This window comes from Litorivivens sp. (assembly GCF_041625495.1).
In the GTDB taxonomy this organism is placed as follows: domain Bacteria; phylum Pseudomonadota; class Gammaproteobacteria; order Pseudomonadales; family Spongiibacteraceae; genus Litorivivens.
This window is the reverse complement of sequence record NZ_JBFJTH010000042.1, coordinates 1-25,402: the sequence shown is the minus strand read 5'-3', so window position 1 is coordinate 25,402 and position 25,402 is coordinate 1. Positions and strand designations below refer to the sequence as shown.

22 protein-coding genes are annotated in these 25,402 nt (G+C 55.7%); 11 read left to right on the top strand and 11 right to left on the bottom strand.

The features are described from left to right. The 3 genes from ABYP39_RS07090 to ABYP39_RS07080 all read right to left on the bottom strand — a co-directional run. On the bottom strand, window positions 1–678 hold a 678-nt coding region (locus ABYP39_RS07090), incomplete at its 3' end, for an ABC transporter permease (protein ID WP_372781769.1). Between the two features lie 19 nt (window positions 679–697). Beyond that, on the bottom strand, window positions 698–1,582 hold the full coding sequence (locus ABYP39_RS07085) for an ABC transporter permease (RefSeq protein WP_372747588.1): 885 nt from the start codon (window positions 1,580–1,582) through the stop codon (window positions 698–700). Beyond that, window positions 1,583–2,674 carry an ABC transporter ATP-binding protein gene (locus ABYP39_RS07080; protein WP_372763900.1) on the bottom strand — a complete coding sequence of 364 codons (1,092 nt, stop codon included), beginning with the start codon at window positions 2,672–2,674 and terminating at the stop codon, window positions 1,583–1,585. Window positions 2,675–2,892: 218 nt separating this feature from the next. Here ABYP39_RS07080 and ABYP39_RS07075 point away from each other — a divergent pair, with 218 nt between their 5' ends. Together ABYP39_RS07075 and ABYP39_RS07070 are read left to right on the top strand one after the other, a co-directional pair. Further along, window positions 2,893–3,984, top strand: coding sequence for a hypothetical protein (locus ABYP39_RS07075; RefSeq protein WP_372747585.1), 1,092 nt, complete (start codon window positions 2,893–2,895; stop codon window positions 3,982–3,984). Between the two features lie 12 nt (window positions 3,985–3,996). Beyond that, window positions 3,997–4,635 carry an HAD family hydrolase gene (locus ABYP39_RS07070; RefSeq protein WP_372747584.1) on the top strand — a complete coding sequence of 213 codons (639 nt, stop codon included), beginning with the start codon at window positions 3,997–3,999 and terminating at the stop codon, window positions 4,633–4,635. 21 nt (window positions 4,636–4,656) lie between these two features. Here ABYP39_RS07070 and ABYP39_RS07065 read toward each other — a convergent pair whose 3' ends face one another. Both ABYP39_RS07065 and ABYP39_RS07060 read right to left on the bottom strand, forming a co-directional pair. After that, on the bottom strand, window positions 4,657–5,007 hold the full coding sequence (locus ABYP39_RS07065) for a hypothetical protein (protein ID WP_372781767.1): 351 nt from the start codon (window positions 5,005–5,007) through the stop codon (window positions 4,657–4,659). A gap of 304 nt (window positions 5,008–5,311) precedes the next feature. After that, a complete protein-coding gene (locus tag ABYP39_RS07060) occupies window positions 5,312–6,877 on the bottom strand; it encodes a SulP family inorganic anion transporter (RefSeq protein WP_372747582.1) in 1,566 nt (521 codons plus the stop codon). 155 nt (window positions 6,878–7,032) lie between these two features. Here ABYP39_RS07060 and ABYP39_RS07055 point away from each other — a divergent pair, with 155 nt between their 5' ends. Continuing rightward, entirely contained in the window at window positions 7,033–7,494 is a 462-nt protein-coding gene (locus ABYP39_RS07055; protein WP_372781765.1) for a YcxB family protein, read from the top strand. A 12-nt stretch (window positions 7,495–7,506) separates the two neighbouring features. Here the strand turns inward: ABYP39_RS07055 and ABYP39_RS07050 are convergent, their stop codons facing one another. After that, window positions 7,507–8,715, bottom strand: coding sequence for an MFS transporter (locus ABYP39_RS07050; RefSeq protein WP_372747580.1), 1,209 nt, complete (start codon window positions 8,713–8,715; stop codon window positions 7,507–7,509). A gap of 104 nt (window positions 8,716–8,819) precedes the next feature. Here ABYP39_RS07050 and ABYP39_RS07045 point away from each other — a divergent pair, with 104 nt between their 5' ends. From ABYP39_RS07045 to ABYP39_RS07035, 3 genes are all read left to right on the top strand, one after another. Beyond that, a complete protein-coding gene (locus ABYP39_RS07045) occupies window positions 8,820–9,314 on the top strand; it encodes a nitroreductase family deazaflavin-dependent oxidoreductase (RefSeq protein ID WP_372747579.1) in 495 nt (164 codons plus the stop codon). 207 nt (window positions 9,315–9,521) lie between these two features. After that, entirely contained in the window at window positions 9,522–11,225 is a 1,704-nt protein-coding gene (locus ABYP39_RS07040; protein WP_372781763.1) for a von Willebrand factor type A domain-containing protein, read from the top strand. A gap of 142 nt (window positions 11,226–11,367) precedes the next feature. Then, window positions 11,368–13,395, top strand: coding sequence for a DUF3604 domain-containing protein (locus tag ABYP39_RS07035; protein ID WP_372781761.1), 2,028 nt, complete (start codon window positions 11,368–11,370; stop codon window positions 13,393–13,395). 40 nt (window positions 13,396–13,435) lie between these two features. Here ABYP39_RS07035 and ABYP39_RS07030 read toward each other — a convergent pair whose 3' ends face one another. Genes ABYP39_RS07030 through ABYP39_RS07020 form a run of 3 tightly spaced genes read right to left on the bottom strand, consistent with a single transcriptional unit; the run spans window position 13,436 to window position 18,202 of the window. Continuing rightward, a complete protein-coding gene (locus ABYP39_RS07030; protein WP_372748472.1) occupies window positions 13,436–14,329 on the bottom strand; it encodes a DUF4340 domain-containing protein in 894 nt (297 codons plus the stop codon). Window positions 14,330–14,337: 8 nt separating this feature from the next. Continuing rightward, the gene (locus ABYP39_RS07025; RefSeq protein WP_372781759.1) at window positions 14,338–17,220 is read right to left on the bottom strand and encodes a Gldg family protein; all 2,883 of its coding nucleotides are present in this window, start codon (window positions 17,218–17,220) and stop codon (window positions 14,338–14,340) included. Then, the gene (locus ABYP39_RS07020) at window positions 17,210–18,202 is read right to left on the bottom strand and encodes an ABC transporter ATP-binding protein (RefSeq protein WP_372764493.1); all 993 of its coding nucleotides are present in this window, start codon (window positions 18,200–18,202) and stop codon (window positions 17,210–17,212) included. Before ABYP39_RS07020 ends, ABYP39_RS07025 begins: the two co-directional genes overlap by 11 nt. 255 nt (window positions 18,203–18,457) lie before the next feature. Here ABYP39_RS07020 and ABYP39_RS07015 point away from each other — a divergent pair, with 255 nt between their 5' ends. The 4 genes from ABYP39_RS07015 to ABYP39_RS07000 all read left to right on the top strand — a co-directional run bounded on the left by ABYP39_RS07015 (window position 18,458) and on the right by ABYP39_RS07000 (window position 22,844). Next, complete coding sequence (locus tag ABYP39_RS07015; protein WP_372748469.1) at window positions 18,458–19,222, top strand: glutathione S-transferase N-terminal domain-containing protein; 765 nt, start codon at window positions 18,458–18,460, stop codon at window positions 19,220–19,222. A 78-nt stretch (window positions 19,223–19,300) separates the two neighbouring features. Next, on the top strand, window positions 19,301–21,361 hold the full coding sequence (locus tag ABYP39_RS07010) for an alkaline phosphatase (protein WP_372781757.1): 2,061 nt from the start codon (window positions 19,301–19,303) through the stop codon (window positions 21,359–21,361). Between the two features lie 69 nt (window positions 21,362–21,430). After that, complete coding sequence (locus ABYP39_RS07005; RefSeq protein ID WP_372758410.1) at window positions 21,431–21,742, top strand: pyrimidine/purine nucleoside phosphorylase; 312 nt, start codon at window positions 21,431–21,433, stop codon at window positions 21,740–21,742. A 13-nt stretch (window positions 21,743–21,755) separates the two neighbouring features. Then, entirely contained in the window at window positions 21,756–22,844 is a 1,089-nt protein-coding gene (locus ABYP39_RS07000) for an endonuclease/exonuclease/phosphatase family protein (RefSeq protein WP_372759561.1), read from the top strand. Here ABYP39_RS07000 and ABYP39_RS06995 read toward each other — a convergent pair. Beyond that, window positions 22,818–23,237 carry a hypothetical protein gene (locus tag ABYP39_RS06995; RefSeq protein WP_372749990.1) on the bottom strand — a complete coding sequence of 140 codons (420 nt, stop codon included), beginning with the start codon at window positions 23,235–23,237 and terminating at the stop codon, window positions 22,818–22,820. The genes ABYP39_RS07000 and ABYP39_RS06995 overlap by 27 nt on opposite strands. 190 nt (window positions 23,238–23,427) lie before the next feature. On the opposite strand from ABYP39_RS06995, the gene ABYP39_RS06990 reads away from it, so the two are divergent. Continuing rightward, entirely contained in the window at window positions 23,428–24,759 is a 1,332-nt protein-coding gene (locus ABYP39_RS06990; RefSeq protein WP_372781755.1) for an OmpA family protein, read from the top strand. 235 nt (window positions 24,760–24,994) lie between these two features. On the opposite strand, the gene ABYP39_RS06985 is transcribed toward ABYP39_RS06990, so the two are convergent. Further along, the coding region (locus ABYP39_RS06985; protein ID WP_372781753.1) for a DUF938 domain-containing protein at window positions 24,995–25,402 on the bottom strand (408 nt) is incomplete at its 5' end.

The window sequence follows — 25,402 nt, the reverse complement described above, 5'->3', positions numbered from 1 at the left end:
TGGTGTAACAGCAATCTTGACCATGGAATAAATTTCCAGGGGAAGGGTGGAGCTGCCGACACCTGCGGTGAAAAACGTCACGACAAAATCATCGATAGACAGGGTGAAAGCCATCATCATGCCGGCAATGATACCGGGCGCGAGTAGGGGCAGCGTGACCAGTCGAAAGCTTTGCCAGGGAGTGGCTCCGAGATCGCGGGCAGCTTCAAGCAAACTGTCGTCCATGCCTGCCATGCGTGACTGAACTGACAGTGCAACAAAGCCGATGCAGAAGCTCACGTGGGCAAGAATAATGGAAACCATGCCCAGACTGATATTCATCAGCATAAACGTGAGTAGTAGGCTGACACCAATCAGGATATCGGGCATGGCAACCGGGCCGAGCACCAATGCGGTGAGCCATTTTTGCCGAAAGCGATGCAACGCAACCCCCGCAAAGGTGCCGAGCACGCCTGCCATAACGGCAGCGCAACCGGCAATAATCAATGAGTTGGCGGCTGCCTGCAGCATCGCATCGTTTGCGGCCAGCTGACGGTACCACTTGAGTGTAAAGCCAACCCACTCCGCATTCAGGCGCGAATCATTAAATGAAAATATTGCGACTACAACCAGCGGAATATACAGGAACAAGTACACTGCAATCGCCGCGCAGGTGACAAAGGGGTTGCGCTGTCTCATACGATCACCTGCGGAAAACTCACGACAAAGCTCCCGGAGTGCGGCCCAGTTTACCGGCGATCACGACCAATACCAGGGTGATGGCGGTAAGCACCAGTGACAACACGCTGCCAAAGGGCCAGTCACGTGATTCCACAAATTGCTGCTTGATCACGTTGCCTATCATAATGCCATTGGTGCCACCTAACAGGTCTGGTATGGCGAAGATGCCGAGTGTGGGGATAAACACCAGCACTGCTCCGGCATAGAGGCCTGGCAGGCTCAGCGGCCAGGTTACTTTCCAGAACCGCTGGCTGCGATTGGCACCGAGATCCTGGGCAGCGTCGAGCAGTGCAGGGTCGTGCTTTTCCAGGTTGGCGTACAGCGGTAGAACCATAAACGGCAGATGTACGTAAACCAAACAGGTAATAACGGCCACGCTGCTGAACATCAGGTTGATGGGTTCGAGCCCCAGCGCCGCGGTTACCTGATTCAGACCAGCCGTAAGTGCACCCTGTGGGCTGAAAATGATCATCCAGGCGTAGATGCGTACCAGAAAATTGCTCCAGAAAGGCAGAATAACCAGCAGCAGCAACAGGTCGCGGTTACGTTTCGGGCTTTGCGCAATGGTCAGTGCCAGTGGGTAGGCCAGTAGCACACAAATAGCTGTGGTCAGCAGAGCAAACAGGAGCGACTTTACCAGCAATTGCAGGTAGAGAGTGCTTTCAAACAGGCGCTGCCAATTTTCCAGTGTCAGATCGAAGGTGATGGAACCCTCTTCGATGTAATACCACGGAGCAAGGCCGCCGTAGTCTCCGGGAAAGCGAAACGATGCCAGCAGCATCAACAGGCCGGGCACGGCGAAAAAGGCAATAAGGTAAACCGCCGGCGGCAGGGTCAGCAGCAGTTTGGCGCGAGCTTTCATTCAGCGCACCAAATGGCCAGCATCGCGCGGCCAGCAGATTTCCACGGCGTCGCCGGCATCGAGCAGTCGAGCCCGCCCCGGCGCACTATTGGCCAGCAATGCTTCGATCAACACGGGCTTGCCCTGAACTTTCACTTCAATGATGTAAACTGTTACGTCACCCAGATACAGCATGTCGTGCACGGTGCCGGGGAAGTGCACTTCATCGCTTTCCGGAGCCACACTTTTTGCCAGGCGAATTTTTTCCGGGCGCAGTGTGAGGGCGCAGTCATCGCCGGCAGAGAACGGAATCTGCGGATTGCTTTTTACGTCCAGCTCGCCAAGACCGTCTATCGCAATGCGGGTGGTATCGTCGCTACACCGCACGACCTTGCCATCGAGCAAATTGCACTGGCCGATAAAGTCCGCCACAAAACGGTTTTTTGGGCTGCTGTAGAGCAGCGATGGCTCGTCGATCTGGCTGACTTCGCCGTGATTCATTACGGCGATACGATGGGACAGGGCCAGCGCTTCACCCTGGTCGTGGGTTACATAAACAAAGGTAATGCCCACTTCTTTTTGCAGGTTGATCAGCTCAATCTGCATCTGTTCGCGCAGTTTCGCGTCCAGTGCTGAAAGGGGTTCATCGAGCAGTAGCAGGCGCGGCCGATTGACCAGTGCACGCGCAATGGCAATGCGCTGGCGCTGTCCACCTGAAAGCTCTTCGGGAAAATGCCTGGCCTTATCGGGCAGCCGTACATCGTCCAGCACCTTGGCTACGCGGTGGTCGATCTCACTTTTCTTTACTCCGGCCATGCGCAGCGGAAAAGCGATATTGTCGGCCACGGTTAAATGCGGGAAAAGTGCGTAGCTCTGGAAGACCGTATGCACCGGACGCTTTTCCGGCGGCAGCGAGAGCAGAGATTTACCTTCCAGCAAAATATCTCCGCTGTCCGGCGTATCAAAGCCCGCAATAGAGCGCAGCAGTGTGGTTTTGCCACAGCCAGACGGGCCCAGCAGGGTGAAAAACTCCCCGGCCTGTACCTGCAAGCTGACGCTGCTGAGCGCCTGAAAGTCGCCAAAGCGGCGTGACACGTTAACAATTTCCAACACGCCTGGGAGACTCTCCTTTGGCCCAAAACAGGGGGTGGTTAAAAACCGCGCTAATGTCGGGCTAAGTGTGCCTGTCGTCAATACCTTAGGCAAAATATTTTTACTGTAGACCGGTTGTCCGGTGCCATGCGCGCTTGCCGGTTAACTTCTCTTAACTATACGCTCGGATAGTCTTTGGCTACACTCGGCCAATAACCCTAATAAATTCGAGGTATGTCATGCTCTCGCAAATGGACGATTATCCGTTGCATCAGGTCGCGGATGTAATGCGCTTTGTCGGCACGTCTGATCGCAATTTTTACGACCGCTATTATTTCAACATGCACGCCTCCAGCGATGACCTGTTTATGGTCATGGGTATGGGGCAGTATCCGACGCTGGGGGTGCAGGATGCGTTCGTTGTAGTGCGTCGTGGAGACCAGCATCACGTGGTACGTGCCTCCCGCGAGCTTGGCGACGATCGTATGGATACCTCGGTGGGGCCGTTGCGGGTGGAGGTCATCAAAGGCCTGGAGAAAGTCCGTTTTATTGTTGAAGAATCTGCGGACCATCCTATAGCTATGGATGTGGTTTGGGACGGCGCGATCCCCGCCTTTCTGGAGCCGCGGCAGTATATTCGCAAGCATGGTCGTGTGTTGTTCGACTCTGTACGTTTTGCCCAGACTGGTTGCTGGACAGGAAGCCTGCGGGTGGGAGATGAAACCTTTGACGTGACTCCTGATCGCTGGAAGGGAAGCCGCGATCGATCGTGGGGAATTCGTCCGGTGGGTGAACACGAGCCGCCCGGGATTCACGCCGGTACCGCCGTGATGGAGGGCATGTGGAATTACTGCCCCATGCAGTTCGATGACTTTTCCATTCTCTATATTCTCAACGAGCACAACGATGGTACCCGGGTGCTGGAAGAAGCGGTTCGGGTTTGGAATGACCCGGAACGCGAGCCGGAATGGTTGGGTCGCCCGGAACACGAACACAACCTGGTCGTTGCTAAACCATACCAGACCTTTATTGATTCGGCGGTCATCCGGTTTCCGGAGGCACCCGAAGGCCCTCTTGAGGTGAAAATCACGCCGCTGACTCATGTATGGGTCATGGTGGGTACCGGCTACGGTCTGGAAGCGGATTGGAAGCACGGCATGTATAAGGGCAAGCAGGTGGTGGAGAGCTTTAGCCTGGATATGGAGGCGGATAAAGACCGCATGTTTGGTCTGGTCGACAACGCGGCCCGTTTCGAGCTCAATGGGCAAGTGGGTTACGGCCTGTTTGAATATGGTTTTTTCGGCGACTTTGACCGCTATAACGTGAAGTAACGGGATTGGATTATGGCGAATATCGACGCAGTACTGTTTGATTTTGGCGGCGTATTTACCCTGTCACCCTTTACCGAGTTCGATGCCATTGGTCAGCGGATGGGGGCCAAGCCGGGACAGATCCACGAGATCATGTTTGGCAGCTACCACGAAGACGGCGACCATCCCTGGCATCAGGTTGAGCGCGGCGAAATCTCTCTGGATGAGTGTCGCTCGGCGATTCTTGCGCTGGCAGAAACACAGCATGGTATCGCGCTGGATATTTATGAAATTTTCGGCGCCATGCCCCGCGATGGTGGCATTCGCAGAGAGTTTGTCGACAAAGTGTCTGAGTTGAAGGCCCGTGGCTTAAGGCGCGCCATCATTACCAACAACGTTAAAGAGTTTGCCGATGGTTGGCGTTCGCTGCTGCCGGTGGATGATCTGTTTGAGCTGGTGGTAGATTCCTGCATGGTTGGTCTGCGTAAACCCAATCCGAAAATCTTCGAGTTGACGCTGGATCGCATGGGAATTGATGATCCGTCGCGCGCTGTCTTTCTCGACGATTTTGGCGCCAATATCGATGCCGCCCGGGCATTGGGACTGCAGACGGTTCACGTGACTGACGATATTCCAGCGGCGATCGCAGAGCTGGATGCGTTGCTGAGCTGAAGACTGCTGTCGCCGGCTAGCCTACCGAACGACGACCTGGCCGCGATAAATCTGTTTGCTGTGTTTTGCTTGCGCAGGCTCTGCGGTCGGCGTTGCTTGCTTGCTGATCTTTTGCCCGCGGTAGGTTATTTCTGTTGAGCGTGTTTGTGCTGCGTGTTCAGTTGTGTCCACACTTGATGCATAAGGTATTTCCGCCAGCCGCATCAGCTTGGTAATGGTATTGCGGGTAAACGGGTTGCGGCTGCGGTGCCCGATATCACCAAGACTCAAAAGCAAATCCGGATCCGCGAGCCGTATCCTCACCCCGAACTCCGACTGAATGGGCAAGCGCAGCTGCTGTAGCAGCGCCACCATCTCATGGCTGTAAAACATAAAGATTCCTTGCGCTGTACGGTAGAGCGATCGGCACAATGCCGTCGACAATCTGTAATTGCAGCAACAACCATTCAATCTGCAATCACACCTAGGGCTGGCCGGAGTAACGCAAGAAGTGTTCCAGCGCTAAACGGTGATAGCGACGGGCTGTGGTTGTAAAAACTGCCCGCTCGCGGGGCAATGTTGGAATAGCGCACCAATTTGGTGGTATGTCATGCGATGCAGGGTTGGTGCGAATCGAGAGAAGAGAGGAGCGTGGACGAAAACGAAATGGGGGCAGCCATCTGCCCCCGAGCGTGTATCAGCCTAGGCTGTCTTCCGCGACAAAATACTGCGGATCCTCAATCACGTTTACTTCAACCAGATTGCCGGCTTTGCGCAGCAGCTTCTTGCATTCGGTGCTCAGGTGAACCAGATGCAGAGTTTTGCCAGCGTTGAGGTAGCGTTCTGCCAGTGAGTCGATAGCTTCAAGGCCCGAGTGGTCAGCAACGCGCGAGCGAGCAAAATCGATAACCACATCGTCCTTGGCTTCTTTCGGGTCAAACTGCTCCAGGAAGGACGTTACTGAACCGAAAAACAGCGGCCCGATAACAGCGTATACGGTTGAGCCTTTGTGATCTTCGCGCTTCTCGACACGAATATGCTTGGCGTTTTCCCAGGCAAACACCAGGGCTGATACGATAACGCCAACCACAACAGCTACGGCGAGGTCGGTGGCGACGGTAACGGCAGATACCAGCACCAGTACCAGTGCGTCCTGCTTGGGCACTTTATGCAGGATGCGAAAGCTACTCCACTCAAAGGTGCCAATCACCACGATGAACATAACGCCGGTCAGCGCTGCCAGTGGAATCTGTTCGATCAATGGTGACGCAACCAGGATAAACGCCAGCAGAAAGAGCGCGGCGCTGATGCCGCTCAATCGACCGCGACCACCGGAGTTCACGTTGATCATGCTCTGGCCTATCATCGCGCAACCGCCCATGCCGCCGAAAAAGCCGGTGACGGTGTTGGCCACACCCTGGCCGATACATTCACGGTTACCGCGACCACGGGTTTCGGTAATTTCGTCAACGAGGCGCAGCGTCAGCAGCGATTCGATCAGGCCTATCGCGGCGAGAATTACCGAGTAGGGGAAAATAATGCTCAGGGTTTCCCAGTTCAGCGGCACCATCGGGATATGAAAGCTGGGCAGGCCGCCGGCTATCGAAGCGACATCGCCGACAACGCGGGTATCGAAGTTCATGCCAATGACCAGCAGGCTCACCACGACAATCGCGGCCAGTGAGGAAGGGATGGCGCGAGTCAGTTTTGGCAGGAAGTGAATAATGGCCATGGTCAGTACAACCAGGCTGAGCATTGTGACCAGGTCGTTACCGCCCATCCAGGCAATATCAATTACAGAGCCTTCCAGCGAAGTGCCGGTCAGCCAGCCTGCTTCGCCTGGATTGCCAAACTGCTGCAGTTGCGCAAGGAAAATGACGATAGCGAGCCCGTTAACAAAGCCCAGCATAACCGGGTGGGGCACCATGCGGATAAACTTACCGAGCTTGAATATACCCGCGCCAATCTGGAGTATCCCCATCAGTACGACAGTGGCAAACAGGTATTCCACACCGTGATCTTTCACCAGAGCAACCATGACCACAGCTAGCGCGCCGGTTGCACCGGAAATCATGCCCGGTCGGCCACCAATGCAGGCGGTAATCAGGCCCACCATAAAGGCGGCATAGAGGCCTACCAGGGGTTCAACGCCGGCGACAAAAGAAAACGCGACGGCTTCGGGCACTAGGGCCAGGGCCACCGTCAGACCAGAAAGCACGTCGTTTTTGGTTGAAGCGACGCGACTGGGAGAAATTTCAAACATGAATTACCCACGCTGTAACTACTGTATGAAGCCGTGCCACGGCACGGAAGAAAACCTATCGGCAGGAGTGGTTATTATTTCGGCGAAAGGAAAGGTCGCGTATTTTACGGCTTAGCGCCACTGGTTACAATGTAAACAATAGCGGAGGGCAGCGTGTGAGCAAGGCATACCATATCTCAGAAGACCAGTTTGTACGCGCTAACTGGCATGCCCAGCGTGGCCGACGTGGGGTCTTGGTGCTTGCGCTATACGCTGTGCTCGCGTTATTCCCGCCCGCGATGGGCTTTGCTTCGGCGGCCATAACAGCCACCGTGGTTGTGGCCGTGCTACTGGCGGTGTTCTGGCAGATAGTGCTGCCAGGTATTCACCGTTGGCGTTATCGTCGACTCTATCGACAGAATCCTCTGCTGCACAAAGAACACCGGCTGAACATATTGCCCACCGGGTTTGTGTTGAGCTCAGACAACGGCGAATCTCGCTATCAATTGGCAGAACTAAAGAAAGTCGCGGTGCTGGAAGACATGGTGCTGGTTTACCCGACGACTACCCTGTTCCATATCATTCCCGTCGACCTGTTGGATGATTTTGCGCTGGCACAGTTTCGGGGGCTGGCCTGAAGCGGTCAGGGCTCAGGTGGTGTTTACGGGGCGCAGCAGCGGAATAAGCGCAAACGCCAGGCCAATGACCGCCATAATCGTTGCCAGCGCGGTGTTGTAGCTGCCAGTGGTTTCATTTACCCAGCTGATAAAAGGCGCGCAGGCGACGATTAGTGGCACCAGCAGTGGGTTCATCATGCCCATGACCTGGGCAAATTTCTGCTGGCCGAAATAGCTGCCAATCAGCGCGCCCCAAACCGGTATGGCGCCGCCACTCGACAGGCCAATAAACGCTGCAGCCGTCAGCATCAGGTAAAAGTCGGGATTTCCCCAGAGCAAGGCGCAGGCAATAATCAATGTCGCCAGCGGCAGCATCAAAGCCTTGCGCGGGCCGAGCGTGTCTGCGGAAAGGCCAAACAGGATTTTTCCAATTACGCTGAAACTGGCGGCCACCGACATCAGCCAGGCGGCGGTGGTGGGGCTTGTGCCTTGATCTACCGCCATAGGGATCAGGTTGATCGTCAGGCCATTAAACCCTGCAAAACAGATACTGATGCAGATGCCAATCAGCCAGAAATCTCGACTGGTCAGAATCTCGCGCCAGTGATTGCCGGTCGGCGCCGGGGCCGGTGCGTCTTTTGCGGCTTCCGGTCGGTCCCGGTACCAGCGCAGAATAACGGGCAGGGCCGCCAGCGTAATACAGCCCAGTACCGCATAGGCCGCACGCCAACCGTGAGTCACGATGACCCAGGTAATCAGCGGCGGAAACGAAAACGACCCGAAGGACATGCCAATGGCGGCAATGCCCAGCGCCTTGCCGCGACCCGCTTCAAACCAGTTGGACACCGAAGTGTTGGCCGCCAGTGCGCCGAACAGGGTGTTGCCGACGCTCCAGCTCACCGCGTAAATCACCGCGATATGCCACCATTGGTTAATGGCTGTCATCGCGAAAAAGCCCAGGCTAAGTGCGATACAGCCCAGCATAATCAGCTTTTTCGGGGAGTGGCGCGACAGCCACAGGCCGGCAAAGGGAGATATGAATCCTGAAGCGATCATCGCGATACTGGCGGTTACACCCAGAACCTGCGCACGCGACAAGCCAAATGCTTCACTTAGTGGCAGCGCAAACACGCCGTACAGCGCATTGGTGCCGCCAGTGACAATCGCGTGCATCATCATCGCCAATGCCACGATAACCCAGCCGTAGTAAATGCCGTTGTTTTGGAGAGTCGTAGAGCGCACGGGTTTGTTCCTCGCGAATTCACGGCACTGTAACAGCTTGGTAAGATCAGGCAGCGTGACCATTCGTTAAGATGCGCTCAGACAACTCACCAGAGGAATTCACCGTGGTTGAATACGATTACGTCAAAACCAAACGGGCCGACGTAAAGCCCATTCCGCAGGAACATTTTGGCGCCATAAAGAAAGTCATGAAATGGGTTACCGCCGCCAATGTCTGGGTATTTAAGAAATCGAAGGGCCGACTCTGGAAGAATTTCCCGGGCGGTTATCCGATCTGTGTGGTGGGTATGAAAGGCGCCAAAACTGGCGCTTGGCGGGAGATTGCCCTGATCCATCTGCCCGAAGGCGATAATGTCTATTTGGTGGCCTCGCAGGGAGGCATGGACCGGCACCCGGTGTGGTACCACAACATTGCCGCGAATCCCGATATCACCGTGATGTTTGGCGGCAACACCCGCAACATGCGTGCGCGACAGATCAGTGACGAAGAAAAAGCCGCCGCCTGGCCCCATCTGTGCTCCCTGTACCCGGATTTCGACGAGTACCAGGCCCGCACAGACCGCAATATCCCCGTGTTCCTGTGTGAACCCGTGAAATAAAAAGACGGGGTCGTATCGAGTATTTTTTGAGCAGTCCGTGCTGTTTGGTTTTGGTTGCCGGTTTGTGCGGGTATTGCCAACGGATCGCGCAGATAAAGAGGGCAGACTAAAAACCTCGATGCGACCCCGGTTTTTTTCCCAGCTTTCTGTTCAGAACTGTCGCTGTGTCCGTCACACCTGGTATCACCCCGTTCAGGAGATACCGAGATGAAAAAGACATTCGCGTTAACCGCACTGGCACTGGCTCTGGCAGCTTGCACCGTCAATCAGGACGATGCCGCGACGGTTCTTCCCTCCGAGCCCGAGGCTCAAACTGCCGTCACCATCGATGAGGATGCCAGCTCGGCACCGGAAAAACGTGAGGTTGCCGGTAAGGGGGCGGGAAAATTGCAGCCAAAGTCGATGATGGCCGATTCCAGCCACCCGGTGGCCGCGCAACGTCTGGCGCCGTCTATTCACCCGCAAGGTCACTACCGTCATCGTTTGCCGGATTACCACCTGCCACCGCAGGGTGATCGTGAGCGCTACGAGGGTACAGCAGATAATCCGGTGAAGCGGGTTGTCGACGATCCGCTGTCTACCTTCTCCATCGACGTGGATGCGGCTTCTTTTACGGTGGCGCGACGGTATCTCAACGAGGGGCGCCTGCCACCGGTAGACGCGATTCGCACCGAGGAAATTATAAATGCACTGGCCTACCAACCCTTGGCTGGCCTGAACAAGGCACGGCCGGTGGGTGTGGAAACCCGCATTTTCAGCGCGCCCTGGAATACCGCAACGCGTCTGCTGCAAGTTCGCCTCAATGCCTGGGAGCCGCAGGCGACCGAACTGCCCGATAGCAACTATGTGTTTCTGATTGATGTGTCCGGCTCTATGCAGGGCGAAGATCGGATCGGCCTGCTCAAGCGAGCCTTTGCGGTGATGCTGGGCAAACTCAAACCTACGGATACAGTTGCGCTAGTGACCTATGCCTCGGGCTCACGCACGGTGCTGGAACCTACCAAGGCGAGCGAAAAGCAGGTTATTCAGCAGGCCCTTGCGGCGCTGACGGCGGGGGGATCAACCCATGCCAGTGACGGTATTCAGCGCGCCTACCGGCTGGCCGAACAGGTATTGATAAAAGGCGGCAACAATCGCGTGATATTGGCTACCGACGGTGATGTGAATGTGGGATTGCAAGGCGATGCATTGGTCGACCTGATCGAGACAAAGCGTGATGCGGGTATCTATCTCACGGTGCTCGGTGTTGGTCGCGGTAACTATATGGACGCCCAACTTGAGCCGCTGGCCAATAAAGGTGATGGAAACTATTACTATCTTGACGGTTTTAAAGAGGCGCAGCGGGTGCTGGTCAATGGCCTGAAAGGCACCGCATATACAGTGGCAAAAGACGTAAAGTTACAGGTGGAGTTTAACCCCGCTGTGGTCGCTGAATATCGTCTAATTGGCTATAACAACCGGCAGCTGCAACATGCGGATTTTAATAACGATGCCAAGGGCGCTGGCGACATCGGTGCAGGCCACAGTGTAACCGCTCTATACGAAATAACCCTCGCCAACAGCGGCTTCCGATTTATCGACGATCGCCGGTATGGTGCGACCCGCCTAGCTCACGGCAATACCAGCGAGCTGGCTCTGGTGAAGCTGCGCTATAAGTCCCCTGAAGGCGGCAACAGTGTGCGTCGCGACCATGTGGTGTACAGCCGTGAATTAGCTGAAGTCCGGCAAGCAAACGCGGCAGTGGTGGCGGCCGGATTCGCTGAGAAACTGCGGGGTTCATCCTACGTGAAGGGTATGGATTGGGCCGGCCTCCAGTCGCTGTTAGGCGCGCTGGATCTGTCTCGGGAAAATCACACAGACCTGAAAGAGATGGTCGAGATGGCAGCGGTATTGGCGGCGACAAACGGTTAGACAGGCCACGCTCAGGCGCAGGACTGAGGTGCTGCGCTTTTTACTGCGTGAACCGTAGTAATGCAGCGTCTGACCAACTTGTAATGGTTATCACATCGCCAAGCCTGCACTGTGTACAAAAACAATAACAGGGCATCAGGCGATGAAACGCATTTTTTGGATGTTGGTGATTGGTGGTACCGCGGTGGTGGGCTTTCAGTGGTTGACCGCCCCCGACGTTGTCGACCCACAGCAGCGTCGCCAGCTTATGCGTGAGCGTTACTACAGTACACCGGCGGTACAGCCGCCGTTTGCGACGGAAACTCGCGAGCCCTGCAGCAATCGGGTTGCTCATAAGCAGCCGTTGTTTGGCGATTTGCACGTGCACACGGCGTACTCGACCGACGCCTACGCTTTTGATACCCGGGTAACGCCGACTGAAGCCTATCGTTATGCCAGAGGCGGGGCGGTGCTTTTGCCGCCATTGAATGGCGATGGCATGGGAACCCGCGTGTTGCGTAATGAGCAGCCACTTGATTTTATGGCGGTGACCGACCACGCGGAATATATGGGTGAAGGAAGTCTCTGTCTGGATCCAGCGCAGCAAGCCTATTCTACAATGGTATGTAAGGTTTACCGGGGTGATCTAAAGCCGCCGGTGTCGCCGGTAATGCAGCCCCTTATCCGTATGCTTGCCTTCGTCATATACGGTAAAGAAAGGCCTGCCTCGGTGTGTGCGGCGGATGGCAGCGCATGTATAGAGCGCAGCGAAAGTGTCTGGCGAGATATACAGCTGGCCGCAGAACTGGCTTACGACCGCAGCAGCGAGTGCCGCTTTACCAGTCTCGTAGGTTACGAATATTCGCTGGCTGAAAAGTCCAGCAACCTGCACCGCAACGTTATTTTCGCTAACGCTACTGTGCCGCCCCTGCCGCTGAGTGCCAAAGAAGCGCCGCAGCCGTCGTTGCTTTGGCAATGGCTGGCGCAGACCTGTCTGGATAGCGCTACCGGATGTGATGCGCTGGCTATTCCACACAACAGTAACTGGAGTAGCGGGCGTATGTTTTTCCCTGAATACCCAGGGGCAGAAACACCAGCCGAAAAGCGTGACGCAGCGGTGTTGCGTCAGCGCATTGAGCGTTTGGCCGAAGTGATGCAGGTGAAGGGTGATTCCGAATGTCGACGTGGTCTTTATGGCGTGGTTGGCAGTGCTGATGAGCAGTGCGACTTTGAAAAGCTCCGCGCGCCGGATGAAGCGGCAGAAGATTGCCGCGATGGTGTCGGTGAGGGCGGTATGATGCTCAAGGGTTGTCTGTCCCGTTTCAGTTATACCCGCTATGGTCTTACACAGGGGTTGGCCGAACATAAAAAACTAGGGGTGAACCCTTTCGAGTACGGGCTCATTGCGTCTTCGGACAGTCACAATGCGACCGGTGGTGACGTAGATGAAGAGCAATACGATGGCGCCCACGGCATGGATTCCGATGCCGCAAAACGCCTGATCAAGGAATACGATGTGCCCGGTGGCATTGCGACCGGTTCGCCCCTGCGCTACAACCCCGGCGGCATCGCCGGTGTCTGGGCCGAAGAAAATTCACGACAATCCGTTTTTGCCGCGCTCAAGCGCCGGGAGACCTTTGGCAGCAGCGGCCCAAGAATTGTGCCGCGCTTTTTCGGTGGCTGGGATCTGCCCGACGACATGTGTGGTGAGGATTTGGCGCGGCAGGGGTATACCCACGGCGTGCCAATGGGCGAGGTGTTGCCGCCCAAGCCTGAGTCTTCCGATGCACCGGCTTTTGTTTTATCTGCGCTTAAAGATCCCCGCGGGAACCAACTGCAGCGTTTGCAGGTGGTGAAAGGCACGATGCGCGACGATGGCCAGATGCAGGAAACGGTATACGATGTGGCGGGTTACGCAGCGGGTGAGGCAAGTGTCGATACGGCCACCTGTGCGGTCGCCGGACCGGGTCGGAGCAGCTTTTGTACACGCTGGGTTGACCCGGATTTTGATCCGGAACGCGCTGCTGTGTATTACTTGAGGGTGTTGGAAAACCCGAGTTGTCGTTGGAGTGCCTGGCAGTGTTTGCGCGTTGAGGGCGAGCGGCCCGCTGCCTGTGGCGATCCCGATATACCGCAGATCATTCAGGAGCGGGCCTGGACTTCGCCTATTTGGTACTACCCAAACACGTAGTTGCAAGCATCTCGCCCGAGGTGAGCTGCCATACGTGCCCCTACCCGGCGCCGTTTTCAGCCTCTGGTTTACGTAGCAGGCTCTCCCGCGTCGCCTCAATTAGCAGTTCATAATCATACTTGCTGACGGTAAAGGTTTGCGCTCGATCACTGCGTTGTATTACGTGGTCGTCGCCATTTTTCCAGAAACGAAATTCGTAGTCGCTATTGCCTGCTCGTACTGACAGCACGAGCTCGGCGTCGCCTTCGGGTTTATCGGCTATACCCTGCACCCGCAGGTTTTCCAGTGAGCGTATCAGTGCTTGGACTCGGTCAGGGTCCAGTTCGTCCTCGCCGGCATCTGCCAGGTGCCAATCGCTGTCGGTTTTACGCAGATGGTAGTCGGGTCCATTCAGCTCGGTTATTGCCGACACGGCGATCAAGCGCTTGTCGAGCCAGTCTTCGTTTTGGCTGGGAAAGTCGTAATTTTGCAATGGGACGCTGTACACAGCTGTTTCATCGGCTCGCCGAAGGTGGGTTTGTCGATAGCCGGGTGAAGTGCCGAGGTAAAACTCGATCGACTTGTTGCCGTCCTGCCAAAGACTGACATGACGCTGAAACTGTTCAGGCGCAACCTCGAAGCGTTTGTGGCTGGAGGCGGTCGTTGTCTGCGGCCAGCGGGTTTGGGTCTGCTTCAGTTTGCTGAGCAAGCCTTCTATCTTGCTGGTGTTGGCTGGCAGGTTGTCCAGGTCTGGCAGGCGCCATTCTCCGTTTACCTTAGCTACATCGGCGCGATGTTTGCCGTCGTCAATCACCAAGCGTTCAGGAAGGGTGCCCGCGCTGAGCAGCGGGCGGCTCTCCGTCTGGTCTTGCGACTGGTTCGACGCGTATAGCGTAAGGGCGATCACGATCTGGAGGCCGAGTAGAATACCCAGCCAGAATAAAGCTTTTTTCATGGCGTGCCTCATACGTTGATAATCAATTGGCGATAGCGGTGTTCACGATTGCGTCTGCGGTGACGCTGCACCAGGGCAATGGTTATCAGAGCAAAGCCGGCAAACGCGTAGTTCAGGTATTCCCAGAGCATTTGTGTGGTTGTGCCCATAGGGGGAAGGGTGCGGTTAAAATGACCGCGTCCGCGGATACTCAGCAAACCGCTGTCATCCAGCGCCCACTCGACAGTGTTGGCCGCCAGCTGCAGGCTGTTTAGGTACTCGCTTCGCGCAGCGCTGGAAGCCAATCCGATAGCCTGATCGCTCAAGAAATCGTTGGAGCTGAAAATGATCAGTCGTGCGGATTCCGGTGAATGCTTGATGGCTGCGCTCGCAGTGATTGCATCATCAGGGTTTTGTGTTGTGGCCTCATTGCTTGCCTCGTCGTCTGCTGTTTCGGGCGTTAGCACAGGCGAATCCTTGTCTGCAAAGTATGATGTGAACCTCCCTGTCAGGCTGATCCCGAGTACTTCACTGCCGGTTTCGTCAGTTGGGGTGAAGGTGCTGGTGCCACTTGAGTCGACGTTGGGCATGACATCAGTCGAGTCGGACAGCCAAGACCCGGGGGAACTTTGCAGTAGATTTGTCGCGGCTAGTCCACTGGTTTCGTCCAGCGAGACCTTGATCGGCGAGGCCCAGGGTACCGTCAGCTGCAGCAGATCAGCTGTGACGGGGTGCTCCTGATTGAGCCCAGAACCGCGCAGATCGATAAAATACGGATAATCGAGCATACGCAATTCCTGTAGCTGAAAGCCGCCGACAGTGCGCGTGACAGGAACTGGCAGCGCTGCGTTTTGTTTGTCGAGCACCAGTGCGTTATCAATGTGCACGCCGTGATGCTTCAGCCAGTCATCCAAGCCGGAATTTACCCGACGCACTGACAGTTGTCGGCCGCTTAGATCCGATCTAAATGGCGAGCTAGCCAGCACCACGGTACCGCCCTGCATGAGGAACTGATCAACGGCAAACAGGGCTTTAGCGTCGAGGTTTTCCGGTGCAGCCAGAAATAGTAGGTCGGCGTCACCGGCTACTGCCCCATCGCTGAGATCTTCGCGCTTGACCTTCATTTCCTGAGATAGAAATTGCTTAAGCTGGCTAAAGCGGCTGCCGTAACGGCTGTATTGAGGTGCGGCTTCAGGAGCGACGAAGGCAACAGTTTTAGTAAAACCGCGCGCAAAGCGTTTGATGCCCGCTTCCAGGTTACGACGAAATTCATTTTCGCTCAGATCACCCAATGGAATCTGCACATGCTGATCTTCGTCTGACAGCACCATGTAAAAGTAAAAACGTTCGTCGCTAAACAGGCTGGTGGTCATGGGCTGGAACCCGAAATCTTCAGCCAGCTGGTTTTCGAGATCGTCGGCAGTCGGATCGACAATATTGATGCTGAAGCGACCATTGGCTTTATTGGCCATGCTATCGACAACGCTGCGCACCTGTTTGCGAAATTCCCGGAGGCTGTCGGGCAGCAGTTCGTTGCTGGAAATGTAGGCGGTGAAGGTCAGTTGGTCTTGAACCGTGTCAAAGAGGTTGCCACTGGCCTGATAGCTATTCTGCACTTTGCGAATAGCCCGGGTAATATCGTGCTCCGGATTTCGCAGCCGTACGTCGAGGTCAGTTTCTGAGCCTGAACGAACTTCGATGAGATCCTGAAAGCCCAATACCTCATGTTCGTCCCCATATTGCACCAGCACATTGAAATAGGAACTCACAATAGCGGCTTCGTAGCGGTCTGCTACCTGAAACGGGGTGGGCTGAATGCCGTAGCGCTGGTTGGCTTCTTCCTCTTGTTCAGGGTTGCGAGCAGGGTCAATAAATTCCACTCGCAACCGGTCACCTCCAACTACCGCGTATTCACGCAGCAAGTCTTTTAGTTGTGGTGCCAGTGGTGCTAGTAGGGGGTGTGTCTTGGCGCTGAAATAGCCGCGCAAAAGCAGAGGCTCTTCGAGTCGATCGAGATAGTTCTCGGTGGCCTGCGACAGCGAATACTGATTGCCTTCGGTGGCATCTACCCGCAGCGGCAGCTGTCCTATCCAGAAGTTTGCTGCTAGAGCGTTCAATGCAATGAGTGCTGTCATATTTCGCCAATAGCGGTGATGACTGGAGCGGCCTGTATTGGTCCAACGCTGACGTTCCAGCACGAAGGTGTTCAGTACCAGAAATACGACGATCAAGCTCAGGTAGTAGTAAAGGTCGCGAAAATCGATCACACCGCGGGTAATGGAATCAAAGCGAGACCCGGTACCGAGACGTCGCAACCACTCGCCGAGCTGTTGGCCTGCAAAATCGGTAAGCGCTGGATTGCCCAGCATATAGAGTGCAGCGCAAAGGGCTGTGGCGCTGATCAGGCTGACAATGGGGTTGTCACTTCGGGCAGACACAAACAGACCGATGCTGAGATAGGTGGCGCCGAGCAAAAAGGTGGCAAGGTAGCCTCCGAGTACCGGCCCCCAATCGAGGTCGCCCATTAACGCCACGCTAAATGGGAGCGGCAGAGTGATTAGCAGAGCAATCAGCAGTAGCGCGAGGCAGCCAGCAAATTTACCAACGACAAAATGCCACAAAGGTACGGATTGTGTGAGCACATGTTCGATTGTGCCGCTGCGTTTTTCCTCACTCCATAGCCGCATAGTAAGCGCGCTGGCTAGAAAAATTAACAAGATAGGCATCCACTCAAAGAGAGGGCGCACATCGGCGATATTCCGGGCAAAGAAAGCTTCTCCCCAAAAAAACACAAAAAGGCTCACGGCCGCAAAGGTGGCAAGAAAAAGCCACGCCACAGGTGAGGCGAAAAACAGCGTGATTTCCTTTTGTGCTATGCGCTTTATCGTGGGCAGATGTCGATCAGGCTGCATTGCTCTGTGCCTCCTTCTGCTGAACCTGGTTTTGTTTAACTGATTCACTGCCGGACGCGGCATGGCTTACTTCCCGAAACAGCGTTTCCAGATCACGGTGTTCGGCCTGAAGCTGGTAGAGGTCTGCGCCGGCGTTTATCAGCTTGCGCGACAGCTCCGCGCTGACTGGGGTCAGGTCTGCCTCGCTATGCAAGCGCAAGCGAAAACGCTGCTGTATACCCGTCGGGTTGAGAGTCTCAATATGTTCTATGCCGGCGATGTCGTTGCTGGCGATGTTGAGATCGTTCATCGTGGCAGACGTGCTCACCAGTAGATGATTGCTGTGGCGCAGGCTGTCCAGTTGTTCGTCGACCTTGAGTTGGCCCTGGCTGAGAATCAGCACGCGCTCGCACAGTGCTTCTACCTCTTGCATGATATGAGTGGAAAGAATCACCGTGGCTTGTTGCGCAAGTTCGCGTATCAGCGCACGCATATGTTCGGTTTGGGTGGGATCAAGGCCGTTGGTGGGTTCGTCGAGTATCACTAGCTTGGGGCGTCCGAGCAGCGCCTGTGCCACGCCCACTCGCTGGCGATAGCCTCGCGACAGCGTATTGATGGCGGCGAGCAGCTTCTCTGTCAGTTCTGTTGCCCGGACAACCCGGCGGATTTCTTCAAACTTGTGATTGCCTCGCAGGCCTTTAAGTTCAGCGGCGTAGTCGAGGTAGTCGGCCACCGACATCTCCGGGTAAACCGGGAGATTTTCCGGCAGGTAGCCCAGCTGTGCCTGAATGGCTTTGGGGTTTTCGGCCAAGCTGAACTGGCCCATGCGCACGCTTCCCGTGCTGGGTTCCAGGTAGCCGCTTAGCATTTTCATAATTGTGGTTTTACCGGCACCGTTGTGGCCTAGCAGGCCGACAATCTCGCCGGGCTCAATGCGGAAGCTCACCTTGTCGACCGCAACAAAATCGCCGTAGTGACGGCTGAGCTGGCTGACATCCAGCATAAATCCTCCTTCGCTTGGTTGAACGGATTGCAGGGCCGTTCAAAGCGGCGGAGGACGGGCGGGCCGGGGCATGTTGTTAGTAGTCTGGCAAAGCACCGTTGTTGTCATTTTCGTTCAACCACACACCGAGACTGAGTAGCTAGTAGAGCCTTGTTCCGGTTGACTATTGAATTGTTCAATAAATAGGGACGGTTTTCTGGAGTTCAATACCTCGATGTTTGTCCGTATGATGGATTTTTTGTGAAGGAGAGCTCCATGGCCTCAACCCTGAATCTGATCGGCTCGCTTGCCGCCTCCTCTGCGGCATTGTGGCGTGGAACCATGAGTCGACCAGCGGCGCGGCAGCCGGTTAAAACCCTTCAGCTCTATGAAATGGAGAACTGTCCATACTGTCGGCTAGTGCGCGAGGTGCTGACCGAGCTTGAGATTGATGTCTTGATCTATCCGTGCCCGAAACGCGGCGAGCGCTTTCGGCCCGAAGCAATACGGCTGGGTGGGAAGGCGCAGTTTCCCTTTCTGGTAGACCCCAACACAGACCTCCAGCTCTACGAATCGGCAGATATCATTGCCTATCTCTACACCACCTACGGGGAGTGCAAGATTCCTTCAATGTGGCGACTGAAACTGGTTGATACCACGTCGTCCATGCTGGCCTCGGGGCTGCGCACTACCAAGGGCATGTTTGCGCGACCTTCCTCTCCCGCGCAGAAGCCTTTGGTGCTGTGGGGCTTTGAATCGAGTCCTTATGCGCGATTGGTGCGTGAGCGCCTGTGTGAATTGGAAGTGCCTTATATTATTCGCAATATTGGTAAAGCCCAGTGGCAAGACTTTGCGCTTACGCCTATTCGCAATCGGCTATGGCCGGACTTCGAGCATCTCAGCGAGAACCGTCAGGCCCTCAAGGCGAAAACGGGGCAGGTGATGGCGCCTTATCTGGAAGACCCGAACTCGGGGGTGTCGATGTTTGAATCGGATGAAATCATCGACTACCTGGACGAAACATACGGCCGACTGACCTAGTTGGGCAGCCATAAAACCGTCACACTGTTCTGCTAATGTCTTCGCCTCCAACATATGGCTTATGTTTGAGGTAGTGTTGTGCCCATTAATCGTCGCGCCTTTCTTTCTCGAATGGGGCTTGCAGGAGCGGGTGTTGCGACGCTGGCTGCCTGCAACGACTCCGGCAGTTCAGGCGCCGCGCCGGCTACTGAGAATGTGCCCGACGTTCTGACCTATCGCGCCACTGGTCGCTTACAGGTGTCTGATGCAGGCCGAAATCTGAGCTTTACTGTCGAGGACTCGAATTTCCCGGGCGATACCGCGCCGCTGGACGCTCAATTTGATATTGCCGTGCATGGGCTGATGGTCGACAGTATGTTCTGGCGCCACCGGGTGGGGGAGCGCGATTACCTGATGCAGTGGCTGCGTGTACCAGCGGAAAAAGCGGCGCTGACCGTTGACGGACAGTGGTTGAATAGCTTTGGTTTTCAGCTGACCCTGAGCGACGGCGCGTTTGCGCTGAGCTGGTCAGGGCAGGGTGCATTGCCCAATGGTTTTGCTGGTCAGGATGATTTGTCCGAGCAGCCCTTCCAGCAGGGTGTCGCTGCTGGTGATCCCGGCGCCAACTCACTGATTCTCTGGACTCGGCTGGCCTCAGCCCAGCAGGTTGACTGGGAGGTGGCGCGAACGCCGGATTTTGCGCAGCTTGTCGCGGCGGGGAAAACGGTTGTGCGCAGCGAGGCTGACTATACGGTAAAGGTTGTTGCCACTGGCCTGGAGCCTGATCAGACCTACTACTACCGCTTTCAAACGGCGTCCGGCGCGTACTCGCTAGTCGGGCGGGCGCGAACCCTGCCCGAAGCAAGTGCACAGGTGGAGGGGCTAACCTTTGCCGTGGTGTCCTGCGCCAGTTATCCCCATGGCTACTTTATTGGCTACCGCAATATTGCACGGCGCGATGAAATAGACTTTGTTATCCACCTCGGCGACTACATATACGAGTACACCGAAGCCCAGTACGGCAACGACGCGGTGGTGGCTCAGGGCCGCACCTACGCTAGTGATAATCAGGTCGAAATTGTCACTCTGCAGGACTACCGAGCCCGCTATCGCCGTTATCGCGAAGATCCCGATCTGCAAATGCTGCACGCGCGGTTCGCATTTATCACTACCTGGGATGATCACGAAACCACCGACAACAGTTTTGACCCGGATGGTCGAGGTGCCGGCGGCGGCGCGGTAAATCATAGCCCTGCAACGGAAGGCGAATGGGAAATCCGCAAAGCCACCGGCGTTCGGGTCTACAACGAATGGATGCCAATCGCCGATATTGCAGACCCCTTTGATCCGCAGATTCACCGCAGCTTTGTGTTTGGCCGTCTGCTGGAGCTGATGATGCTTGATACCCGGATAGGTGGCCGCCACCAACAGCCCGATATTGTCCACGAGGATTATCACGATGCGAATCGACGACTGCTAAGCCCGCTGCAGGAGGCTTGGCTGCTGGAACGACTGGGCAAAGCTAAAGGTACCCGTACCTGGAAGGTGCTGGGGCAGCAAGTCATGATGGCTCCGTTTCAGGGGCCGCCCCTGCTGGCTGAGCAACCTTCTTCCCCACCCTCCGGGCCAGTCTCGCCGGAATGGGTAAACGTGTTAAATACCGATGGCTGGGACGGCTATGCCGCCAGTCGACAGACCCTGTGGGATGCTATTGAGAACCTGCAGATTGATAACGTGGTGGTGCTCACCGGAGATATTCATACTTCTTGGGCTATGGAGTTGCAGCAGCCGGTACTGGTCAATGCCGCCGTGCTCAATACTAACCCCGGGATTGAGCCGCTGGTAGAGCTACAGGGGCCAACCTATGGCGTGGAGTTTGTAACCCCCTCGATTACCTCGCCGGGGCTGGAGGCAGTGGTGCCTTTCGAGACGGGTATCACCGCACTGGAAGAAACTCTCAAGCTCTATAACCCCCATATCCATTACAGCAACTTGAGTGAGCGTGGCTACGTGGTGCTGGAGGTGACGCCGACGCACTGCCGCGCCAGCTGGTATCACCTGCGCGACGTAACAGATTCGGAGAACGATGGTGAAGTGCTGGCGGCGCGCTATCGTGTGCGAAATGGTGAAAATTCCCTGCAGGCGGACCCCCTTTCCTGACGGCAGACGCTATGCTGCAGTTTTCGGGTAGAATGACGCCGCTCTTCTACTCTGAAATCTGGATTACTTATGTCGCAGTTTGAGAACGTCACCATTATTAAAGCCGCCAATCTTTACTTTGAGGGCAAGGTCAGCAGCCGCACGGTGCTATTTGCCGATGGCAGTCGCAAAACCCTCGGGCTGATGCTGCCCGGTGAATATACCTTTGGCACCGAAGCCGCCGAGGTGATGGAGATTCTGGCGGGTCAGCTTAAAGTGCGTCTGCCGGGTGAAGACTGGAAAAACATTGTCGGTGGCCAGAGTTTCGATGTGCCCGCCAATGCCAAGTTTGATTTGATTATCGAAGCGCCAACCGATTACTGTTGTACTTATATCGAATAATCCGGGTCTTCGCTTGCGACTGTTCTGGTTACTGAATCTTGCCTCTGGCTTTTTGATACTCGCAACCCTGCTGCCGCTGTGGCGGCGGGAAGTGTGGTGGGTGCGGGGCTGGGATTTTCCGCGCTTGCAGTTGGCGTGGCTGGCCGGCGTACTGCTGCTGTTACAGATTGCGTTGCTGGACATCACGTCAACCCTGGGGCTGGGGCTGATTTTCGCCACTGCCGCCTGCCTGGGCTATCAGCTCTGGTGGATCTTTCCCTATACCCCGCTAGCGCGTCGGGAAGTGCTGTCCAGCGATACATGTGATGAGCGCAACAGCCTGGCCATGCTGACCGCCAACGTGCTCACCACTAACCGACAGGCCGCGCGTTTTCTGGCGTTAGTTGACGAGATGTCGCCAGATATCGTGGTTACTCTGGAGTCTGATGCCTGGTGGCAGGATCAGCTCGACGCTCTGGAGCCACGCTATCCCCATACGCTGAAATGTCCGCTCGATAATCTATACGGTATGCATGTGTATTCCCGCCTGCCGCTGCACGACGCGCAGGTGGACTATCTGGTGGAAAAGGATGTTCCCTCGATGCATGCCATGGTGGAGTTGCGGTCAAAGCAGTATGTGCGTGTGCACTTCCTGCATCCGGCGCCGCCGAGCCCGACCGAGAATGAAGCCTCATCGGAGCGAGACGCGGAGCTGATCATGGTGGCCAAAAGCCTGGATGGGTATCGCAAGCCGGTGGTGGTTACTGGCGATCTGAACGATGTGGCCTGGTCCGAGACTACGCGGCTGTTTCGCAAAATCAGCGGACTGCTCGATCCTCGTGTAGGGCGCGGTATGTACAACACCTACCACGCGGGCCTGCCGTTGGTGCGTTGGCCGCTGGACCACCTGTTCCACAGCGAGCATTTTACCGTACGTTCTCTGCGACGGCTCGCACCCTTTGGTTCGGATCACTTTGCGCTCTACGGGAAACTGGTGCTGGACAGCCGTTACGTAGGTGAGCAGGACGGGCTGGAGTCTGACAAAGACGACGAGGCCTGGGCCGAAGAAAAGCTGGCCCAGGAAAATGTTGATCCGTCAGACGTCCCCGTCCCTCGCGTCTGAGCGCGCAGCTTGCAGAGCTTGCTTGAGCAGGCGTTCCAGCATCATCAGGCAGGCGATGGGAATAAGAAAACTAACCCCGAATCGTAAAAATAACAGCCAGCCGGTGACCGACCAGTCGCCTTCTGTTGCCGATAGCGCCATCAGAATGAGCGGCCCGAACACAAACACCAGCGTCGGTACGTAACGCCACAGATAATAATCGCGACTGGCAGAGATCTTCTGGTCGGCACGCCGATAACAATACAGTGTTATCAGTACAGTGCCGATGCCTACCATGATGCTGTAAAAGGTGCTGAACAGGCCGCTCATCACCGTCAATACAGCGCCGAGCAGTAGGCTGATAAGAGCAGTCGAGGTGAGTGCACGCAGAATCTTTAGCTGTTTAGTTGTCATCGATTCACCTTTGGTTGGCCCGATTGTGCCGCGCGGATGGGGTAATTGTTGATCCAGTGCACGTTTTCATTGTGTATGGTGGCAATAAGCCCCCCAATGTCAAGGACATAGGCTTGAAAATTCAAGGAGATAATGCGATGTTAGCCCGCAATCCAAAAACTGTTCACTGTATGTGAAGATGGGGGTTGTCATGACAGCTTTTAAATCGCTTCCAGGGATGCGTGGCCTTGCGGTGGCGGCTCTTCTGGTTGGGTCGGTGCTACCCGCGCTGGCGGAAAATAACTGGTACGTTGGTGTTGAATACGATCGGGTCAATCTCGATGACTCGGAAGGTCGCCTGTTCACGCAGGGACAATTGGCAAACGGCAGCCTGTGTCTGCCTATTATCAACGTTGATCCAAGCGGCGGTACCTGTACGTCGACACTCGGCACGTTTGAAGATATCGAAACCAAATTCGACGATGACAACGGTTTTGCCTTGTCATTGGGCTATGATTTTGAAGGTCTGGTGCGTGTCGATATCAGCGCCAAACGTATGAAAAACGAAATCAGTGAGATCGGTGGCGTAAAGGTGAGCACTGGCGAGATCGAATCTACCTCGCTATTGAGCAACCTTTGGTTTGATTTTAATCGTAAGGGTGTTGTTCAGCCGTATGTTGGTTTGGGCGTAGGCGCAAGCGAGATTAAATCTGATGATGGCGACGATACTGTGTTGTTCGGACAGGCTGGTTTGGGTTTGAACTTTAAAGTTTCTGACGAATTTATGATTGATCTTGGCGGTCGTTATTTCGACAGCCGCCAACCCGAGTTCGATAACTCGACCATTGAATACAGCGGTACCAACCTGGTGTTAGGTGTGCGCTTTAATTTCCCCGGTGAAGTGCGTGAGCGCACGGTGATCCGCTTTATTGATTCTGACGGCGACGGTGTTGCCGATAGTCGCGATCAGTGCCCGGGAACCCCGCCGGGTACACCGGTAAACGAAAATGGCTGCTCTGACCTGGATGGCGATGGTGTCATTGATCCCCAGGATCGCTGTCCAGGCACCCCGCTGGGAACGCCGGTTGACGAGTATGGCTGTTCTGACAGCGATGGCGACGGGATCGGTGATCATCTGGATTCGTGTCCCAATACTCGCGCAGGTGAATCCGTTATGACCAATGGTTGTGCGGTTCAGCAGTCAGTGATTCTGGAAGGCGTTAACTTCGGGTTTAATAGCGCCAAACTGCAGGTTAATGCGCAGCGTATTCTGGATCTGGTGGCCAGGTCCTTGCTGGATTCGCCGAGCTTCGTGGTTGAGCTGCAGGGTCATACCGATAACGTAGGTACCGATAGCTACAACCTGATGTTGTCCCAAGATCGGGCCAACGCGGTCAAGGCTTATCTGGTAGGTCGCGGTGTCGCCGCTGACCGGATGGTCGCCCGCGGCTATGGTGAGCGTCAGCCCATCAAGGACAACAGCACCGAGGAAGGTCGCGAGCGTAACCGTCGCGTTGAGATGAAGGTGCTGGCGGAGCGATAAGCCCATTTGGTTCATTGCGTGTGTCTGCGAGCACATAGGCATAAAAGCCCTCTTAGGAGGGCTTTTTTTTGGTTCATCGTAAAGCGTGGTGGATAGGCTTTGGTGTTATTGGTGCACGCTTATACCGATGCATAGCGATTGTTGAAGCACTCGACTTCCACTTGACGTTAAAAGGGGCGCAAATCGGAGATCCCGGCGTGCCATCGGTGATTGCGGTTTGTGGTGCTGCTTAACGTCAGTCGGCTTTCACAAATTCCAGTAAGCGATTATTGGCCGGCATGGCGTGGTCATGTCGCAGCGAAATATCCTGCGCCAGCGCTAGCTCGCAGATCCGTTCAAAATCTCGAATACCGCTGCCGGGGTCACGCTGTCGCAGCCATTGATCAAACTCAGCATTGCTGTCACTGGTGTATTTGCCTTCATAGTTGAAGGGGCCGTACAAGCAGAACGTGCCGCCGTGGCGCAGTACACGGCCCAGACCGTGAAAAAACGCTTCGACCTGATGCCAATGCATAATGTGAACCGTGTTAGCGGAAAAAACAGCATCAGCGCTGCTGACCGGCCAGGGCGCACAAACCTCCAGCTCGATGGGCGGCAGCAGATTGGGCAGGCCGGCATCCTCGCACCAGGCACGGATGCCCGG

Coding starts and splice junctions, on each gene's coding strand:
- ABYP39_RS07035 (WP_372781761.1), top strand. CDS start 11,368: ATGAAACGCATTTTTTGGATGTTGGTGATTGGTGGTACCGCGGTGGTG.
- ABYP39_RS07025 (WP_372781759.1), bottom strand. CDS start 17,220: ATGCAGCCTGATCGACATCTGCCCACGATAAAGCGCATAGCACAAAAG.
- ABYP39_RS07085 (WP_372747588.1), bottom strand. CDS start 1,582: ATGAAAGCTCGCGCCAAACTGCTGCTGACCCTGCCGCCGGCGGTTTAC.
- ABYP39_RS07065 (WP_372781767.1), bottom strand. CDS start 5,007: ATGTTTTACAGCCATGAGATGGTGGCGCTGCTACAGCAGCTGCGCTTG.
- ABYP39_RS07030 (WP_372748472.1), bottom strand. CDS start 14,329: ATGAAAAAAGCTTTATTCTGGCTGGGTATTCTACTCGGCCTCCAGATC.
- ABYP39_RS06990 (WP_372781755.1), top strand. CDS start 23,428: ATGACAGCTTTTAAATCGCTTCCAGGGATGCGTGGCCTTGCGGTGGCG.
- ABYP39_RS07020 (WP_372764493.1), bottom strand. CDS start 18,202: ATGCTGGATGTCAGCCAGCTCAGCCGTCACTACGGCGATTTTGTTGCG.
- ABYP39_RS07070 (WP_372747584.1), top strand. CDS start 3,997: ATGGCGAATATCGACGCAGTACTGTTTGATTTTGGCGGCGTATTTACC.
- ABYP39_RS07040 (WP_372781763.1), top strand. CDS start 9,522: ATGAAAAAGACATTCGCGTTAACCGCACTGGCACTGGCTCTGGCAGCT.
- ABYP39_RS07060 (WP_372747582.1), bottom strand. CDS start 6,877: ATGTTTGAAATTTCTCCCAGTCGCGTCGCTTCAACCAAAAACGACGTG.
- ABYP39_RS07005 (WP_372758410.1), top strand. CDS start 21,431: ATGTCGCAGTTTGAGAACGTCACCATTATTAAAGCCGCCAATCTTTAC.
- ABYP39_RS06995 (WP_372749990.1), bottom strand. CDS start 23,237: ATGACAACTAAACAGCTAAAGATTCTGCGTGCACTCACCTCGACTGCT.
- ABYP39_RS07015 (WP_372748469.1), top strand. CDS start 18,458: ATGGCCTCAACCCTGAATCTGATCGGCTCGCTTGCCGCCTCCTCTGCG.
- ABYP39_RS07075 (WP_372747585.1), top strand. CDS start 2,893: ATGCTCTCGCAAATGGACGATTATCCGTTGCATCAGGTCGCGGATGTA.